This is a genomic window from Pseudoxanthomonas sp. Root630, assembly GCF_001427585.1.
Classification (GTDB): domain Bacteria; phylum Pseudomonadota; class Gammaproteobacteria; order Xanthomonadales; family Xanthomonadaceae; genus Pseudoxanthomonas_A.
In genome coordinates this window covers 365,901-381,359 of record NZ_LMGY01000016.1, presented here as the reverse complement: position 1 = coordinate 381,359, position 15,459 = coordinate 365,901, and the positions used below count along the sequence as shown (strand labels likewise).

Sequence of the window (15,459 nt, the reverse complement as noted above, 5' to 3'; positions counted from 1 at the left end):
GCGGTGCGGCGGCCTACCAGCGCGCGCCGATGATCTTCGGTTCGGGTTCGATGGCGACGCCGAAGCGCGCGTGCACGGCGTCCGCGATGCGCCGCGCGAGCGAGAGCAGTTGTGCGCCGGTGGCCAGGCCGTGGTTCACCAGCACCAGCGCGTGCGCGGCGGACACGCCGGCATCGCCGTCGCGATGGCCCTTCCAGCCGCAGGCTTCGATCATCCACGCCGCCGACACCTTGCGGTTGTGGAGGGCATCGCCGCGGAACACGGGCAGGGTGGGGTAGTCGACCAGCAGCGCGTCGGCCTGCGCCTGCGAAATGATCGGGTTCTTGAAGAAGCTGCCGGCATTGCCGACGACCGCGGGGTCCGGCAGTTTGCGGCGGCGGATGTTCGCGACGGCCGCGCCCACGTCGCGCGCCGTGGGCACGCTGACGCCCATCGCGCCGAGTTCTTCACGGATGCCCGCGTAGTCCAGGCGCAGTTGCGGCGTGCGCGGCAGCACGAACTCCACCGCCGTCACCAGGTAACGGTCAGCCTCGTGCTTGAACACGCTGTCGCGGTAAGCGAAGGCGCACGCCGCGCGGTCCAGCCTCACCATCGCGCCGCTGTGGCGGTCGAGCGCTTCGACCACGTCGATGAACTCGCCGACCTCGGTGCCGTACGCACCGATGTTCTGGATCGGCGACGCGCCCACGGTGCCGGGGATCAACGCCAGGTTCTCCAGGCCGCACAGGCCCTGGTCGAGCGTCCACATCACCAGCGGATGCCAGGCGACGCCGGCATCGGCGCGCACGCGCGCCTGCGCGCCATCGTCCGACAGCACGCGCAGGTCGTGGGTGGCCATCGCGATCACCGCGCCGGGCGCATCGCCGGCGAACAGCAGGTTGCTGCCGCCGCCGATCACCAGGCTCTCGGCCCCGGTGACCTGCGGCAGCGCAAGCACGTCGGGAAGCGCAGCGGTGTCGTCGACGTCGATCAGCCACGGTGCCGTGGCCGGCACGCCGAAGGTGGTGCGGCCACGCAGCGGCGCGTGCGCGGTGAGGCGGTACCCCTGGGTCATTCGGGGGCTACCGGACCACGGCTGGGAGCTTCACGGCGTCGGCGGATCGCCTCGACGCATTCGTGGACCAGCTCCGGCCCCCGGTAGACGAGGCCGGTGTAGCACTGCACCAGCGAAGCGCCGGCGGACATCTTCGCCACCGCATCGGCGCCGGACAGGATGCCGCCCACGCCGATCAGCGGGATGGTGTCGGGCAGGCGGGTGCGCATGCGGCGCAACACCAGCGTCGACTGGCCCATCAACGGCGCGCCGGAGAGGCCGCCGGTCTCGCGCGCATGCGGGTGCTCCTGCACGCTCAGGCGCGACACCGTGGTGTTGGTGGCGATCACGCCATCCACCTGCATGTCGCCAAGCACGCGCGCCACGGCGTCCATGTCGCTGTCGGACAGGTCAGGGGCGATCTTCACCAGCATCGGCACGCGCTTGCCATGCTGTGCGGCCAGATCTTCCTGCGCTTCCCGCAGGCTACCGATCAGCTGGCGCAGCGCCTGCTCTTCCTGCAGTTCGCGCAGTCCGGCGGTGTTGGGCGAAGAGATGTTGACGGTGATGTAGTCGGCCAACCGGTAGACGCGCTCGAGGCAGTACAGGTAATCGGACGCGGCACGCTCGTTGGATGTGTCCTTGTTCTTGCCGATGTTGATGCCGAGCAGGCCGCGATCGCGGCGCGCGGCTTCGACATTGCGCACCAGCGCGTCGACCCCTTCGTTGTTGAAGCCGAGCCGGTTGATGACGGCCTTGTGCTGCGGCAGACGGAACATGCGCGGCTTCGGATTGCCGGGCTGAGGCTTGGGCGTGACCGTGCCGATCTCGACGAAGCCGAAGCCCAGCCCGAACAGCGCGTCGATGTGCGCGCCATTCTTGTCCATGCCGGCGGCCAGGCCGACGGGATTGGGGAAGGTCAGGCCCATGACCTTGGTGGGCATGGGCGTGATCGGTCGCGCCACCAGCGGCGTGGTGCCGGTGCGGTAGGCGAGGTCGAGGGCCTTCAGGCCCAGGCCGTGGGCGGTTTCGGCATCCAGGCCGAACAGGAAAGGTCGGGCGAGGGGATACATGGAGGCGGGCGGGCTCAGTTCAGCGTCGCCAGCCAGGCCAGACCGCCCAGGAACATGAAGAGCACGATGATGCCCACGATCCACAACAATGCCGACAGCCAGCCCAGGATCAGGCCGCCGATGGCGAGCCCGTCGCCCTCCAGCGTGCCGCCGCTGCGCCGGATTTCGCCGCGGGCCATGTGCCCGGTGACGATGGCGACGAGCGTGCCGATGAAGGGCAGCAGCGTCCATCCAAGGATGCCGGACACGAGACTGGCGATGGCGAGGCTGCTGGTGGTGCGGGCTTGGTTCATCAGGAGCTCCGTGCAGGGGTCAGGGAGGTGCGCTGGCGCTGGATCGGGCCGGCGCAAACACGCGCGCCACCCCGGAGGGTGGCGCGATTATCCCAGAACGTGAGCCCTCGCGGGGCTGCCGGCACGCTTGCGCGCCGGCCACGACACCCTCAGAGGTCGAACTTGATGCCCTGCGCCAGCGGCAGCGAGTCGGAGTAGTTGATCGTGTTGGTCTGGCGGCGCATGTAGACCTTCCATGCATCCGAACCGGATTCGCGGCCGCCGCCGGTCTCCTTCTCGCCACCGAACGCACCGCCGATCTCGGCGCCGCTGGTGCCGATGTTGACGTTGGCGATGCCGCAGTCGCTGCCGGCCGCCGACAGGAACTGCTCGGCCGCCTTGAGGTTCTGGGTGAAGATCGACGACGACAGGCCCTGCGGCACGGCGTTCTGCATGTCGATGGCCTCGTCCAGCGTCTTGTACTTCATGACGTACAAGATCGGCGCGAAGGTCTCGTGCTGGACGACCTCATCGGAGTTCTGCAGACCGGTGACGATCGCCGGCAGCACGAAGTTGCCCGGGCGGTCGATCGCGGTGCCGCCGGTTTCGACGGTGCCGCCGCTGGCCTTGGCCTTGGCGATGGAATCCAGGAACTGCTGCACCGCGCCCTGGCTGTTGAGCGGGCCCATCAGGTTGGCGGGGTCGGTCGGGTCGCCGATCTTGCCTTCCACCTGCTTGTACGCCTTGATCAGCGTGGCGAGCACGTTGTCGTAGATGGATTCGTGCACGATCAGGCGGCGCGTGGTGGTGCAGCGCTGGCCGGCGGTGCCGACGGCGCCGAACACGATGCCCGGCACGGCCAGCTTCAGATCGGCGGTTTCGTCCAGGATGATCGCGTTGTTGCCGCCCAGCTCCAGCAGGCTGCGGCCCATGCGGCGGGCGACGCGCTCGCCGACGGTGCGGCCGACCTGGGTGGAGCCGGTGAAGCTGATCAGCGGGACGCGCTTGTCGTCGACGAACTGCTGCGCCAGCTCGACGCCGGCGTCGTTGATCAGGAAGAAGATGTCCGGGAAGCCGCCGGCCTTCAGCGCGTCGTTGCAGATCTTCATGCTGGCGATCGCGGTCAGCGGCGTCTTGTTGGAGGGCTTCCAGATGCAGATGTCGCCGCAGATGGCGGCCAGGAACGAGTTCCACGCCCACACCGCGACCGGGAAGTTGAACGCGCTGATGATGCCGACCAGGCCGAGCGGCTGGTACTGCTCGTACATGCGGTGGCCCGGGCGCTCGGAGTGCATGGTGTAGCCGTACAGCATGCGGCTCTGGCCCACGGCGAAGTCGGCGATGTCGATCATCTCCTGCACTTCGCCATCGCCCTCGGGCTTGCTCTTGCCCATTTCCAGCGCGACCAGCGAACCCAGCGCGTCCTTGTGCTTGCGCAGCGCGTCGCCGCACAGGCGCACGGCTTCGCCACGGCGCGGGGCCGGCGTGGTGCGCCAGATCTTGAACGCGGCCTGGGCACGGGCGACGACCTTCTCGTAATCGGCCTGGCTGCTGGCATGGACCTCGGCGATCACCTCGTTGGTGGTCGGGTTGATCGACTGCAGCAGGCCGGCGTCCGTGGTCGTGGACCACTCGCCACTGCCGAGGTAGGTGCCGGAGTTGGTGGTGGCGAGGCCGAGGGCCTTGAGGAGGTCAGCAGGCATGGAAGCTCCAGGTCATTGCACGGGATGCCGCCGGACCACGCACGGCATCGAAAGGGGTCCGCGATTCTACCAGAGCGGGTGGGGCAGGTCGTACGTAAGCCCCTGTTTTTCCGGAGGTTCCGGCGCGATGCGCGCTTGCGCGGAACGCCGAGGATTCAGCGCCCGGCTTTGCTCGGATTGCCGATGCGGCAACGGATCGCTCGTCGATTCGACGAGGTGCACGCAAGGGAGAGGAGATGGCGGCCCCGACACGATTCGAACGTGCGACCTTCCCCTTAGGAGGGGGACGCTCTATCCAGCTGAGCTACGGGGCCAAGACGGCGGAAGGATAGCGCATGGTCGCGATGCCTCCCAAGACGTCCACCTGCCAAACGTTCGATGGGCGCTGGGTTCCGCGGTGGCGCATCCGGTGCGTTCTGCGCTACACCTTGTCCGACGATGAAGACGGGGGGCGGTGCATGCGGGGATGGGGAGCGGTCCTGTGGGTCCTGCTGCTGGTGGGGTGTTCCCAGCGTCCCGAGGGTATCCCCGCGCCGGATCCCGGCTGGTTCGCGGGTTTCAAGGAGGGATGTCCCGACCTGAGGGGCACCTACACCTTCCAGCATGCTGGCGGAAAGCGGCAGCGGTTCCTGGGAGTGGCCATGGAGCGCGCGCTCGACAAGGTGCCGGACCACTACGGCGTGTGGAGCATCGATGCCATCGACGATCAGCAGATCGTCCTCAGCAGTTGGAGCAGTACGGAAGACACGCATGAGGCGTTCAAGGAGTGGCGTCGCGAAGAGCCCTACCAGTACGCCCTGTGGGCCGGATCGCTGGTGGCGCGCCAGGCGGTGGGCGGGCTGCGCCTGGAGCGCGACCCCCGCAAGGTGCGCGTCCCACCGCCGATGTTGAAGCAGCAGTTGACCACTTCGATCAGCAACATGGCCTATACCTGCGAGAAAGGGTGGGTGGTCTTCAGCGGTGACGAGATGCCGGACGCCGACCACATGGACCGCGCCGAAGTGAGGATGACGCGGGCCCGGGATGGTGGCCTGGTGGCGGTAACGCGCTACAAGGTCCGGCAGAGCTTCTCGATTTGGTGCGGCGACGGCTGCAAACCCGACATCGATCTGGGAGAAGGCGAGCGCGAGTACTGGTGGCATGCCGCGCCCGCGCCGGCCGCCGAGATCACCCCGATCGACTGGGCGAAGTGGGTGACCAACGACGATCGGCCGCTGGCGGCGCGTGAGATGTATCAAGACGGCGTCTTCATGCCGTACCAGACCCAGGAGCAACGGGACGCCCGCCTGCTGGCCCAGAAATACCTCAGCGGCGCCATGGATGAGGTGCCGACGCCCGCGCCGGACGCCAGCGTGGCGATGTGCGCCCCGCTGACCCGGAAACTGGGCGAGCACGTGGGCGGGCTGCCAGGCATCACCCGCGTGCAATGCACCGCGCGGCGCTGCACGCTCGAAGGCCGCGCCGACACGCGATCGCGGGTCTCCGATGCCATGCGGGCGATGGACCATGGCGGCGTCAGGGGCGTGGAACTGGCGGTGCTCGAACAGACGCGCGAGGGGCAGCACTTCGTCTTGAACGTGGATCACGACTGCGCCGAATGAGCCTGGACGCCATGGACCTCCGCCTCGACGATCTCCGCCACCCCGCTGTGATCGCGCTGCTGCAGGAGCATCTGGACTGGATGCACCGCACCTCGCCGCCCGGAAGCGTGCACGCGCTCGACCTGGATGCGCTGCGGCAGCCCGACATCAGCTTCTGGACGCTCTGGGAAGGCGAATCGCTGGCCGGATGCGGTGCGCTGCGCGCGCTGGACGCGACCCACGGCGAAGTGAAATCGATGCGGACCGCGCAGACGCACCTGCGGCGTGGTGTCGCCGCGTCGATGCTCGATCATCTCCTGGCCGAGGCGCGCCGGCGCGGGTACGTGCGCCTCAGCCTGGAGACCGGTTCGATGGCCTACTTCGCGCCGGCACGTGCCCTGTATGCGCGCGCCGGCTTCACGCCATGCGCGCCCTTTGGCGACTACGTGGAAGATCCGAACAGCGTCTTCATGAGCCGCGCGCTCTAGGTGTCGCGGATTGGTTTCATATGCATCCATATGAAATCATTGGCTTTGTTGCGTCGCAACGCTTGACAGCCCCCCGGGGGGCCGTGTTTTTCTTCCGCCATGCGCTCCCTTGCCCACGCTCCTGCGGACACGACCCCGGCCCCCATGCCGGCGTCGGCGCATGCGTGCGGTGGACGCACGACCCTGATTACGACCATTACCACCCTGACTCGTCAGGTGCGGCTGGTCGTGTTCGCGTAACTCGCAACCCACGGCCCCGCACCCGGATCAGGATGCAGGGCCACCCCGATTCCTGATGCGTGCCGGGCCTCCCAACCGAGGTTCCTGAGCCATGTCGTCCCGTAGCGCCGCAGTCGAACAACCGAAACACCGCACCGTCGTCCACAAGTTCGGCGGCACCTCCGTCGCCGATGCCGAACGCTACCGCCACGTGGCGAAGCTGCTGCTGGCGCGCGACGAGGAGGTGCAGGTCACCGTGGTATCGGCCATGAAGGGCGTCACCGATGCGTTGATCGAGTTGTGCGAGCTGGCCGCCGCCAACCGTCCCGAGTGGCACGAGAGCTGGCACGCACTGCGCGCTCGCCATCGCGGCGCGGCGGTGGCGCTGCTGGGCGAGGCGGCGGGGCCGGTGATCGAATGGGTGGACGAGCGCTTCCAGCGGCTGGAGGAGATCCTCAACGCGCTGATCGTCATCGGCGGCCTGCCCGAACTGGTGCTGCAGCGCGTGCAGGGCTTGGGCGAAGTATGTTCGGCGCGGTTGCTGGGCGAATACCTGACGCTGCAGGGCGAGGATTGCGCCGTGCTGGATGCGCGCGATGTATTGCGCGTCGACCACGGCGAACTCGGCGTGGTGGTCGACTGGGAGGACAGCGCGCAACGGCTCGCGGCGTGGCGTGCCACGCACCCGCAGCGCCGCGTGGTGGTCACCGGCTTCGTCGCACGCGATCGCGAAGGTCGTTTCACCACGCTGGGCCGCAACGGCAGCGACTACTCCGGCGCGATCTTCGCCGCCCTGTACGACGCAGCGGAACTGCATATCTGGACCGACGTGGACGGCGTGCTCTCGGCCGACCCGCGGGTGGTGCCGGAAGCCGTGCAACTGGGCGCGCTGAGCTACGACGAAGCCTGCGAACTGGCCTATTTCGGCGCCAAGGTCGTGCATCCGCAGACCATGTCCCCGGCGATGGAGCGCGGGCTGCCGATCATCATCCGCAACACGTTCCATCCGGAGCACCCCGGCACCCGCATCACCGCCGAGCGCGATGCCGTGGGCCCGGTGAAGGGCCTGACGCTGAGCGCCGACCTGGCCCTGTTGAACCTGGAGGGCACCGGTCTGATCGGCGTGCCCGGTACGGCGGAGCGCGTGTTCGCGGCGCTGCGCAACGCGCATGTGTCGGTGGTGATGATCTCGCAGGGCTCGTCCGAGCATTCGATCTGCTGCGTGGTCAAGGCCAGCGAAGCCGCGAAGGGACAAGCGGCGCTGTTGGACGCCTTCGCGCACGAACTGGATACCCGCCAGATCCAGCGCGTCCAGCGCCGCGATGGCGTCAGCGTGCTGGCGGCGGTCGGCGACGGCATGGCCGGCACGCCCGGCGTGTCGGCGCGCCTGTTCGGCGCGCTGGCCCGTGCCCAGGTGAACATCCTGGCGATCGCCCAGGGCTCGTCCGAACGGAACATTTCCGTCGCCATCGACGGCGCAGACGCCACCAAGGCGTTGCGTGCCGCGCATGCGGGTTTCTGGCTGTCGCCGCAGACCTTCGCCATCGGCGTGATCGGGCCCGGCAACGTCGGCGCGGCGTTGATCGAACAACTGCGCGCGGCGCAGCCGCCATTGCTGGCCAAGGCCAACCTCGACCTGCGCCTGCGTGCCATCGCCTCGAGCAAGCGCATGCTGCTGGACGAGCGCAGCCTGGGCGACGACTGGCGCGCGCGCTTCGACGCCAGTGCGGAGCCCGCCGACCTCGACCGCTTCACCCAGCACCTGCTGTCGGCGCACATGCCGCACGCGGTGATCGTGGACTGCAGCGCCAGCCCGGTCGTCGCCGACCGCTATGCCGACTGGCTTGCCGCCGGCATCCACGTGATCACGCCGAACAAGCAGGCCGGCGCCGGTTCGCTGGCGCGCTACCACGCCATCCGCGAGGCGGCCGCCGCCAGCGGCGCTCGCTTCCGCTACGAGGCGACCGTGGGCGCCGGCCTCCCGGTGATCTCCACGCTGCGCGACCTGCTGGATACCGGCGACGCCGTGGTCTCGGTGGAAGGCATCTTCTCGGGCACGCTGGCCTGGTTGTTCAACAAGTACGACGGCAGCGTGCCGTTCTCGCAGTTGGTGACCGAAGCGCGCGGCCTGGGATATACCGAGCCCGACCCGCGCGACGACCTGTCCGGCACGGACGTGGCGCGCAAGCTGGTGATCCTGGCGCGCGAGGCGGGCCGTGAACTGGCGTTGGAGGACGTGCAGGTGCAGAGCCTGGTCCCCGAGTCGCTGCGGCAGGCGAGCGTGGGCGATTTCATGCAGCGGTTGGGCGAGGTGGATGCCGATTTCGATGCGCGCCTGGCGAAGGCGAAGGCCGCCGGCAACGTGCTGCGCTACGTGGCCAGGCTCGATGCGGAAGGCCGCGCCAGCGTCGGGCTGGTGGAACTGCCGGTCGCGCACGCCTTCGCCAACCTGCGCCTGACCGACAACATCGTGCAGTTCACCACGCGGCGATACTGCGACAATCCGCTGATCGTGCAGGGCCCCGGTGCGGGGCCGGAAGTCACCGCGGCCGGCGTGTTCGCCGATGTGCTGCGGGTGGCGGCGGGGCAGGGAGCCAAGCTGTGAGGCGGATATCGACAAGGCCATCGGGAGCGTCGTGGGCATGAGGCAGCAGGCAAGCGCGTTTTCACCGGCGTCGGTGGGCAACGTGGGCGTGGGGTTCGACATCCTCGGCCACGTGATCGAAGGCGCGGGCGATACGGTGACGGTGCGTCGCATCGATTCGCCCGAGGTGCGCATCGCGTCCATCCGTGGCGCCACCGTCGACCTGCCGCTGGATGCGCCCGGCAACACCGCGGGCGCGGCGCTGATCTCGTTGCGCGACGCCCTCGGCTTGCCGTTCGGTTTCGAAGTCGAGATCGAGAAGGGCATTCCGCTGGGCTCGGGCATGGGCGGCTCCGCCGCGTCCTGCGTGGCGGCGCTGGTGGCGGCCAACGCCGTGCTCGATACGCCGCTCGCGCGCGAAGCCCTGTATCCGCACGCGCTGGTCGGCGAAGCGGTCGCCAGCGGCGGCAAACATGGCGACAACCTCGGGCCGATGCTGTTGGGCGGCTTGGTGCTCGCCACGGCGGAGCACCTGGTGCGCGTTCCGGTGCCGGCCGCCTGGCACAGCGTGCTGGTGCACCCGGATGCGATCCTGGAGACGCGCCGCGCGCGCGCCGCGTTGCAGGGCGCCTACGAGTTGAAGGAATTCGTTGCGCAGAGCGCCAACCTCGCCTTGGTACTGGCGGGTTGCCATGCCGGCGATGCCTCGCTGGTCCGCGCAGGGCTGCGCGACGTCCTGGTGGAACCGCGTCGCGCACCGCTGATCGTCGGTTTCGATGCCGCGAAACAGGCGGCGCTTGCGGCGGGTGCGATGGGCGCCAGCATTTCCGGCGCGGGCCCCAGCGTGTTCGCCTGGTTCGAATCGCGCGTGGAGGCCGAAGCCGCCGCGCCCGCCGTGCAGGCCGCCTTCGCTGCCGCCGGTTTCGACAGCCAGGCCTGGGTGTCGCCGATCGACGCGCCTGCCGCGCACCTGCTGCCCACGTCCTGACGCGTTTCATCGCACCTCTTTACCCACGGTCCCGATCCATGAACTTCATTTCCACCCGTCACGCCGCAGCTGCCGCCACGCTGAGCCAGGCGATCGCCGCCGGGCTCGCGCCCGATGGCGGCCTCTATGTCCCCGATGCGTTGCCGACATCGCGTGACCTCGCGCCGGGACGCGACATCGCCGATACCGCGACCACCTTGCTGGCGCCGTTCTTCGCGGGCGATGCCCTCGCGGGGGAACTGGCATCGATCTGCCGCGAGGCGTTCGACTTCCCCGCGCCGCTGCGCGCACTCGGCACGCCGGCCGACCACGTGCTGGAGTTGTTCCATGGTCCGACCGCGGCCTTCAAGGATTTCGGTGCGCGTTTCCTGGCGGCCAGCATGGCGCGCTTGCGGCGGAGCGAGGCCAAGCCGCTGACGATCCTGGTGGCCACCTCCGGCGATACGGGCGCAGCGGTCGCGGCGGCGTTCCACCGCCAGCCCGGGTTGCGCGTGATCGTGCTGTATCCCGACGGCCGCGTGTCGCCGCGGCAGGCGCACCAGTTGGGCTGCTTCGGCGACAACATCACGGCGTTGCGTGTCGCGGGTTCGTTCGACGACTGCCAGGCCCTGGTGAAGCGAGCGCTCAACGATGCCGGGCTGCAGGCGCAGGCGCCGCTGAGTTCCGCCAACAGCATCAGCCTGGGCCGGCTGCTGCCGCAGATGAGCTACTACGCGCACGCGGCGCTGGCCCACCGGGCGGCCACCGGCCGGGTGCTGAATCTTGTCGTGCCCACGGGCAATCTCGGCAATGCGCTGGCCGCGATCCTGGCGCGCGCGCTGGGCGTGCCGCTGGGGCGCATCGCGCTGGCGACGAACGCCAACCGCGTGCTGCCGGATTTCTTCGCCGGCGCCGAGTACGCGCCTTCCGCCAGCGTGGCGACGTTGGCGAATGCGATGGACGTCGGCGCGCCGAGCAATTTCGAGCGCCTGCGCTGGTTGTTCGACGGTAACGATGCGGCGCTGCGCGCGGCGTTCTCCGCTACCGAGGTCGGCGACGATGCCATCCGGGAGGTGATCGCGCGGCGTTACCGTGACCATGGCGAAGTGCATTGCCCGCATACCGCGACCGCGGTGAAGGTGCTGGAGGACCTGCGTGCGCAGGGCGAGGGCGGCGATTGGGCGGTGGCGGCCACCGCGCACCCGGCCAAGTTCGAAAGCGTGGTGGAGCCACTGATCGGTCGCGGTGTCGAGGTGCCCCCCGCGCTGGCCGATCTGCTCGCGCGTCCCGCCCATGCGACGCCGGTCCCCAACGATTACGAGGCGCTGCGCCTGGCCGTGCTTGCCGGCGTGTAAGCTGGACGCATGCCCCGCGCCCTGACCCCGCTCGCCTTCGCCTGCCTGCTGGCCTTCGCCGTGCCCGGGTGGGCACAGGCGCAGGCCGCACCCACCGCCACCGCCGTCTCCACGCCCGACGTCCGCGCGCTCAAGCCGGGCGAGTTCCTGTGGTACCCGCAGATCGCGCCCGACGGCCCCGTGGTCCTGGTGGTCAGCCTGGACGAGCAACGCGCGTACGTGTACCGCAACGGCATCGCCATCGGCGTGTCGACGATCAGTTCGGGCAAGGAAGGCAAGGAAACGCCCACGGGGGTGTTCACCATCCTGCAGAAGAACAAGGACCACCGCTCCAACCTCTACAACAACGCACCCATGCCGTACATGCAGCGGCTCACGTGGGACGGCATCGCGCTGCACGGCGGCAATCTGCCGGGCTATCCGGCCTCGCATGGCTGCGTGCGCCTGCCGCAGGCGTTCGCGGAGAAACTGTTCGGTATCACCCGCTTCGGCGATTCGGTCGTGGTCGCCAATGCGAAAGCGTCGCCGGCGAGCATCGTGCACCCCGCGGTGCTCGCGCCGGTCACGTCGGGCGGACAGGCTGCGCATCCATCGCTGTCGGCCTACGAGGTGTACTGGAACGAAGCGGCTTCGCCGGAAGGGCCCGTCAGCGTCCTCGTGAGTCTCTACGACCAACGCGTCTCGGTATTGCGCAATGGCGTGCTGATCGGTTCGGCGCCGCTGCAGATGGTCCAGGACTTCGCCCTCAACGGCACCGTGCTGCTGGTGATGACGACGGAGATGGAGGACATCCCCAGCCTGCTGGATCCGCGCCAGAAGGAGTATCGCTGGGTCGCCCACCGCGTGCTGGGCGCGGCGGATGCGCCGATGCCGCCCCTGCGCCGGCTGGGCGAGGCGTTCTGGATTCCGCAGGATTTCTCGCGCCGGCTGTACGGCATCCTGACGCCGGGCACCACCGTGCTGCTGTCGGACCTGCCGGGCATCCATGCAACGCCGGCCGAACAGGCGCCGGTCCCGGTCTTGGAATCGGACGAAGCCGGCCCCACAACGGCCGTACGCTGAGTCGCGGACGGAATCGGGAGGTCGGCGTTGTTCCCCCAGGTCCCTCTGCCATGAATCTCCGCCCGATCCCGTCCCTGCGTCGCCTCTCTTTCGCTGCCCTGTGTTCGATGGTGGTCGCCGCGCCCGCCATGGCAGCGCCGCCCGCCGACAACACCGACCGGTTGGTGGACACCCTCCATCGCGCTGCCCCGGGCCTGGACCGCAATGTGCTTTCGATGGCGACGCGTGCGATGGCGTGTTCGATCAAACGCGGTGGTCCGGTGCCGTCGCAGCGCCTGAGCGTGATCGACTATTCGCGCCCGTCCACGCAACCACGCCTGTGGGTGTTCGACCTGGAGCGCCAGCGCCTGTTGTTCGAGGAATGGGTGGCGCACGGGCGCAACACCGGCGAGAACCTGGCGAGGAAGTTCTCCAATGCCAACGGAAGTTACATGTCCAGCCTGGGCGCGTTCGTCACGCAGGAGTCCTACAGCGGGTCCAACGGCTATTCGTTGCGCCTGCAGGGGCTGGAACCCGGCTTCAACGACAACGCACGCGAGCGCGCGATCGTCATCCACGGCGCGCCGTATGTCAGCGATACGCTGATCCGTGCGCAAGGCCGTCTCGGTCGCAGCCTGGGATGCCCGGCGGTACGCACGGCCGTGGCGCGCCCGCTGATCGACACGATCCGCGGCGGCTCCTTCGTGTTCGCCTACTACCCGGATGCCGACTGGCTGAAACGCTCCTCGTTGCTGAGCGCCGACTGCGGCGAGGGTGTCGCCGCGCATCCCGCGGTGGCCGCCAGCGCGGGCGGCTGAGCGTCGCTCAGACCTTCAGCGGAATCTTCAGATAGCGGCGGCCGTTGTCTTCCGGCTCCGGCAGGCGACCGGCGCGGATGTTGACCTGCAGCGAGGGCAGCAACAGCACGGGCGCCGACAGCGTGGCATCGCGCGCTTCGCGCATGGCGACGAAGGTGGCCTCGTCTACGCCGCCACCGACGTGCACGTTGCGGGCCTTCTCGTCGGCGACGGTGGTTTCCCACGCGAACCGGTCGCGGCCGGGCGCCTTGTAGTCGTGGCACATGTACAGACGGGTGTCGTCCGGCAACGCGAGCAGCTTCTGGATCGAGCGGTACAGCGTGCGCGCATCGCCGCCGGGAAAGTCCGCGCGCGCCGTGCCGTAGTCGGGCATGAACAGCGTGTCGCCAACGAACACGGCGTCGCCGATGCGGTACGACACGCAGGCCGGGGTATGGCCGGGCGTATGCAGTACGGCGATCTGCAGTTCGCCCAGCGGGAAGGTATCGCCATCGCGGAACAGGCGGTCGAATTCGCGGCCGTCGCCACTCACGTCGTCCATGCCGAACACCGGCGCGAAAGTGCGTTGCACATCGGTGATGTGCTCGCCGATGCCGATGGGGGCGCCGGTTTTCTCCTTCAGGTACGGTGCCGCGCTGAGATGGTCGGCATGCGCATGCGTTTCCAGTACCCAGGCGACCGACAGTTCCTGGTCCGCGACGAAGCCGAGCAGCGCATCCGCCGAAAGGTACGACGCACGGCCGGCGCGATGGTCGTAGTCGAGCACCGGATCGATGATCGCGGCCTGGCGGGTGGCTGCATCCCACACCACGTAGCTGACGGTGTTGGTCGCTTCGTCGAACTGGGCGTGCACGTGGAGGCGATTCATGACGGTTTCCATGGAGTTGCTTTTAAGTTTAGTAAATACTAAATTAAGTAAAGCCTGAAGTGAAGCGTGGTCCATGCCCCTGAAACAACGCGAACTGCAACAGCTGCAAGCCAGCGCTGCCGAAGCCGCCGCGCTGATGCGCGCGCTCGGGCATGACGGCCGCCTGCTGGTCCTGTGCACGCTGGTCGCCGAGGGAGAGTGTAGTGCGGGCGCCCTGTCGCAGGCGGCGGGGCTGAGCCCGTCCGCGCTGTCGCAGCACCTGGCACGCCTGCGCGAGGACGGGCTGGTGGACAACCGGCGCGAAGCGCAGACGGTGTACTACCGCATCGCCGATCCTCGCGTGGAGCGGATCGTCGCGCTGCTCAAGGATCTCTACTGCCCCTGAGGACGCCCGATGACGATTCCCTGCCTCTCACCGCACCAAGCCCACGCATTGCGCGCCCAGGGTGCCGTGCTGGTGGACATCCGCAACCCCGACGAGTACGCCCGCGAACATATTCCCGGCGCGGTGCCGTGGCCCATCACGCAAGCGGAGCAGCCGCTCCCGGAAGGCGCGATGGCGCTGGTGTTCCATTGCCGTTCCGGTGCGCGCACGCAGGCGCACGCGGCGCACCTCGCGGCGGCGACCGCAAGCCAGGCATACCTGCTGGAGGGCGGAATCGAGGCCTGGCGTCGCGCAGGCCTGCCCGTGGAGGTGGATCGCCGGCAGCCCATCGAACTGATGCGCCAGGTGCAGATCGCAGCGGGCGCGCTGGTGTTGACGGGCGTGCTCCTGGCGACGGCCGTCTCGCCGTGGGGGCTGCTGTTGTCCGGTTTCGTGGGGGCGGGCCTGGTGTTCGCCGGCGTCAGTGGCTTCTGCGGCATGGCGCGTGTGCTGGCCTGGATGCCCTGGAATCGCCGCGCGGTGCCATGATCCCGTCCCTTGCCCCTTCTCTGTCGAATGGAGTCGTCCATGAGTGATTCCCAGCGCATCAGCCTCACCCTGGAGCAGGAGGACGACTACGCCTTCCGCATCCGCTTCGACGAAACCACCATCGCCGACCTGATGACCGACGAGCCGGCGCCGTTGGGCAAGGGCGAGGGCCCGAATCCGACGCGCCTGCTGCTGTCGGCCGTGGCCAACTGCCTGTCGGCCAGCCTGTTGTTCGCGCTGCGCAAGTTCAAGAATGCGCCGGGCAAGCTGGTGACCCACGCCACCGCGGAGCTGGTGCGCAACGAACAGGGCAGGTTGCGCGTGGGCCATATCCACGCCGACATCCGGCTCGCGGAGGCGGGCGCGGCGCATGCGTCGCTGGAACGCATCCTGGCCCAGTTCGAGAACTTCTGCGTGGTGACGGAGAGCGTCCGCCACGGCATCGATGTTTCCGTGAGCATCACGGATGCCGACGGCGTGCAACTGCACGGCACGGCCCGGACGCCCGATGCTTGAGCCGCTGTAACCGCTTCCGTCGCCGCTGC

Annotated in this window: 15 protein-coding genes and 1 tRNA gene; 10 read left to right on the top strand and 6 right to left on the bottom strand. The window is 68.8% G+C overall.

The annotated features are described in order from the left end of the window. Positions 1-13: 13 nt before the first annotated feature. The 5 genes from murB to ASD72_RS14060 all read right to left on the bottom strand — a co-directional run bounded on the left by murB (position 14) and on the right by ASD72_RS14060 (position 4,395). Positions 14-1,054, bottom strand: coding sequence for a UDP-N-acetylmuramate dehydrogenase (gene murB, locus ASD72_RS14080; protein WP_056880571.1), 1,041 nt, complete (start codon positions 1,052-1,054; stop codon positions 14-16). Further along, positions 1,051-2,106, bottom strand: coding sequence for a quinone-dependent dihydroorotate dehydrogenase (locus ASD72_RS14075; RefSeq protein WP_056880570.1), 1,056 nt, complete (start codon positions 2,104-2,106; stop codon positions 1,051-1,053). Before ASD72_RS14075 ends, murB begins: the two co-directional genes overlap by 4 nt. A gap of 14 nt (positions 2,107-2,120) precedes the next feature. Further along, positions 2,121-2,399 carry a DUF4190 domain-containing protein gene (locus ASD72_RS14070; protein ID WP_056880569.1) on the bottom strand — a complete coding sequence of 93 codons (279 nt, stop codon included), beginning with the start codon at positions 2,397-2,399 and terminating at the stop codon, positions 2,121-2,123. 149 nt (positions 2,400-2,548) lie between these two features. Then, entirely contained in the window at positions 2,549-4,081 is a 1,533-nt protein-coding gene (locus tag ASD72_RS14065; protein ID WP_056880568.1) for an aldehyde dehydrogenase family protein, read from the bottom strand. A 237-nt stretch (positions 4,082-4,318) separates the two neighbouring features. After that, positions 4,319-4,395, bottom strand: a tRNA-Arg gene (locus ASD72_RS14060). A gap of 144 nt (positions 4,396-4,539) precedes the next feature. Here ASD72_RS14060 and ASD72_RS14055 point away from each other — a divergent pair. The 7 genes from ASD72_RS14055 to ASD72_RS14025 all read left to right on the top strand — a co-directional run bounded on the left by ASD72_RS14055 (position 4,540) and on the right by ASD72_RS14025 (position 13,133). Next, complete coding sequence (locus ASD72_RS14055) at positions 4,540-5,682, top strand: hypothetical protein (RefSeq protein ID WP_155944649.1); 1,143 nt, start codon at positions 4,540-4,542, stop codon at positions 5,680-5,682. Beyond that, positions 5,679-6,149 carry a GNAT family N-acetyltransferase gene (locus ASD72_RS14050; RefSeq protein WP_235578015.1) on the top strand — a complete coding sequence of 157 codons (471 nt, stop codon included), beginning with the start codon at positions 5,679-5,681 and terminating at the stop codon, positions 6,147-6,149. Before ASD72_RS14055 ends, ASD72_RS14050 begins: the two co-directional genes overlap by 4 nt. Before the next feature lie 331 nt (positions 6,150-6,480). Beyond that, positions 6,481-8,973, top strand: coding sequence for a bifunctional aspartate kinase/homoserine dehydrogenase I (thrA, locus tag ASD72_RS14045; RefSeq protein WP_056880566.1), 2,493 nt, complete (start codon positions 6,481-6,483; stop codon positions 8,971-8,973). A gap of 37 nt (positions 8,974-9,010) precedes the next feature. Next, a complete protein-coding gene (locus ASD72_RS14040; protein ID WP_056880565.1) occupies positions 9,011-9,940 on the top strand; it encodes a homoserine kinase in 930 nt (309 codons plus the stop codon). Positions 9,941-9,978: 38 nt separating this feature from the next. Further along, positions 9,979-11,274 (top strand): threonine synthase, encoded by a 1,296-nt coding sequence (thrC, locus tag ASD72_RS14035; protein ID WP_056880564.1) that lies wholly within the window; start codon positions 9,979-9,981, stop codon positions 11,272-11,274. 9 nt (positions 11,275-11,283) lie between these two features. Further along, positions 11,284-12,336, top strand: a complete 1,053-nt coding sequence (locus ASD72_RS14030; RefSeq protein WP_056880563.1) for a L,D-transpeptidase — start codon at positions 11,284-11,286, stop codon at positions 12,334-12,336. A gap of 107 nt (positions 12,337-12,443) precedes the next feature. Further along, complete coding sequence (locus tag ASD72_RS14025; RefSeq protein ID WP_056880562.1) at positions 12,444-13,133, top strand: murein L,D-transpeptidase catalytic domain family protein; 690 nt, start codon at positions 12,444-12,446, stop codon at positions 13,131-13,133. Between the two features lie 7 nt (positions 13,134-13,140). Here ASD72_RS14025 and ASD72_RS14020 read toward each other — a convergent pair whose 3' ends face one another. Continuing rightward, positions 13,141-14,001 (bottom strand): MBL fold metallo-hydrolase, encoded by an 861-nt coding sequence (locus ASD72_RS14020; protein WP_056880711.1) that lies wholly within the window; start codon positions 13,999-14,001, stop codon positions 13,141-13,143. Positions 14,002-14,074: 73 nt separating this feature from the next. On the opposite strand from ASD72_RS14020, the gene ASD72_RS14015 reads away from it, so the two are divergent. From ASD72_RS14015 to ASD72_RS14005, 3 genes are read left to right on the top strand one after another with little or no spacing between them, the layout of a single operon-like run. After that, positions 14,075-14,386 carry a metalloregulator ArsR/SmtB family transcription factor gene (locus tag ASD72_RS14015; protein WP_056880561.1) on the top strand — a complete coding sequence of 104 codons (312 nt, stop codon included), beginning with the start codon at positions 14,075-14,077 and terminating at the stop codon, positions 14,384-14,386. Between the two features lie 9 nt (positions 14,387-14,395). Then, on the top strand, positions 14,396-14,914 hold the full coding sequence (locus ASD72_RS14010; protein ID WP_056880560.1) for a rhodanese family protein: 519 nt from the start codon (positions 14,396-14,398) through the stop codon (positions 14,912-14,914). Between the two features lie 39 nt (positions 14,915-14,953). Then, on the top strand, positions 14,954-15,430 hold the full coding sequence (locus tag ASD72_RS14005) for an OsmC family protein (RefSeq protein WP_056880710.1): 477 nt from the start codon (positions 14,954-14,956) through the stop codon (positions 15,428-15,430). The last annotated feature ends 29 nt before the right edge of the window (positions 15,431-15,459 follow it).

Coding starts and splice junctions, on each gene's coding strand:
- ASD72_RS14040 (WP_056880565.1), top strand. CDS start 9,011: ATGAGGCAGCAGGCAAGCGCGTTTTCACCGGCGTCGGTGGGCAACGTG.
- ASD72_RS14050 (WP_235578015.1), top strand. CDS start 5,679: ATGAGCCTGGACGCCATGGACCTCCGCCTCGACGATCTCCGCCACCCC.
- ASD72_RS14005 (WP_056880710.1), top strand. CDS start 14,954: ATGAGTGATTCCCAGCGCATCAGCCTCACCCTGGAGCAGGAGGACGAC.
- thrC (WP_056880564.1), top strand. CDS start 9,979: ATGAACTTCATTTCCACCCGTCACGCCGCAGCTGCCGCCACGCTGAGC.
- ASD72_RS14065 (WP_056880568.1), bottom strand. CDS start 4,081: ATGCCTGCTGACCTCCTCAAGGCCCTCGGCCTCGCCACCACCAACTCC.
- ASD72_RS14025 (WP_056880562.1), top strand. CDS start 12,444: ATGGTGGTCGCCGCGCCCGCCATGGCAGCGCCGCCCGCCGACAACACC.
- murB (WP_056880571.1), bottom strand. CDS start 1,054: ATGACCCAGGGGTACCGCCTCACCGCGCACGCGCCGCTGCGTGGCCGC.
- ASD72_RS14030 (WP_056880563.1), top strand. CDS start 11,284: ATGCCCCGCGCCCTGACCCCGCTCGCCTTCGCCTGCCTGCTGGCCTTC.
- ASD72_RS14055 (WP_155944649.1), top strand. CDS start 4,540: ATGCGGGGATGGGGAGCGGTCCTGTGGGTCCTGCTGCTGGTGGGGTGT.
- ASD72_RS14075 (WP_056880570.1), bottom strand. CDS start 2,106: ATGTATCCCCTCGCCCGACCTTTCCTGTTCGGCCTGGATGCCGAAACC.
- ASD72_RS14020 (WP_056880711.1), bottom strand. CDS start 14,001: ATGAATCGCCTCCACGTGCACGCCCAGTTCGACGAAGCGACCAACACC.
- thrA (WP_056880566.1), top strand. CDS start 6,481: ATGTCGTCCCGTAGCGCCGCAGTCGAACAACCGAAACACCGCACCGTC.
- ASD72_RS14010 (WP_056880560.1), top strand. CDS start 14,396: ATGACGATTCCCTGCCTCTCACCGCACCAAGCCCACGCATTGCGCGCC.
- ASD72_RS14015 (WP_056880561.1), top strand. CDS start 14,075: ATGCCCCTGAAACAACGCGAACTGCAACAGCTGCAAGCCAGCGCTGCC.
- ASD72_RS14070 (WP_056880569.1), bottom strand. CDS start 2,399: ATGAACCAAGCCCGCACCACCAGCAGCCTCGCCATCGCCAGTCTCGTG.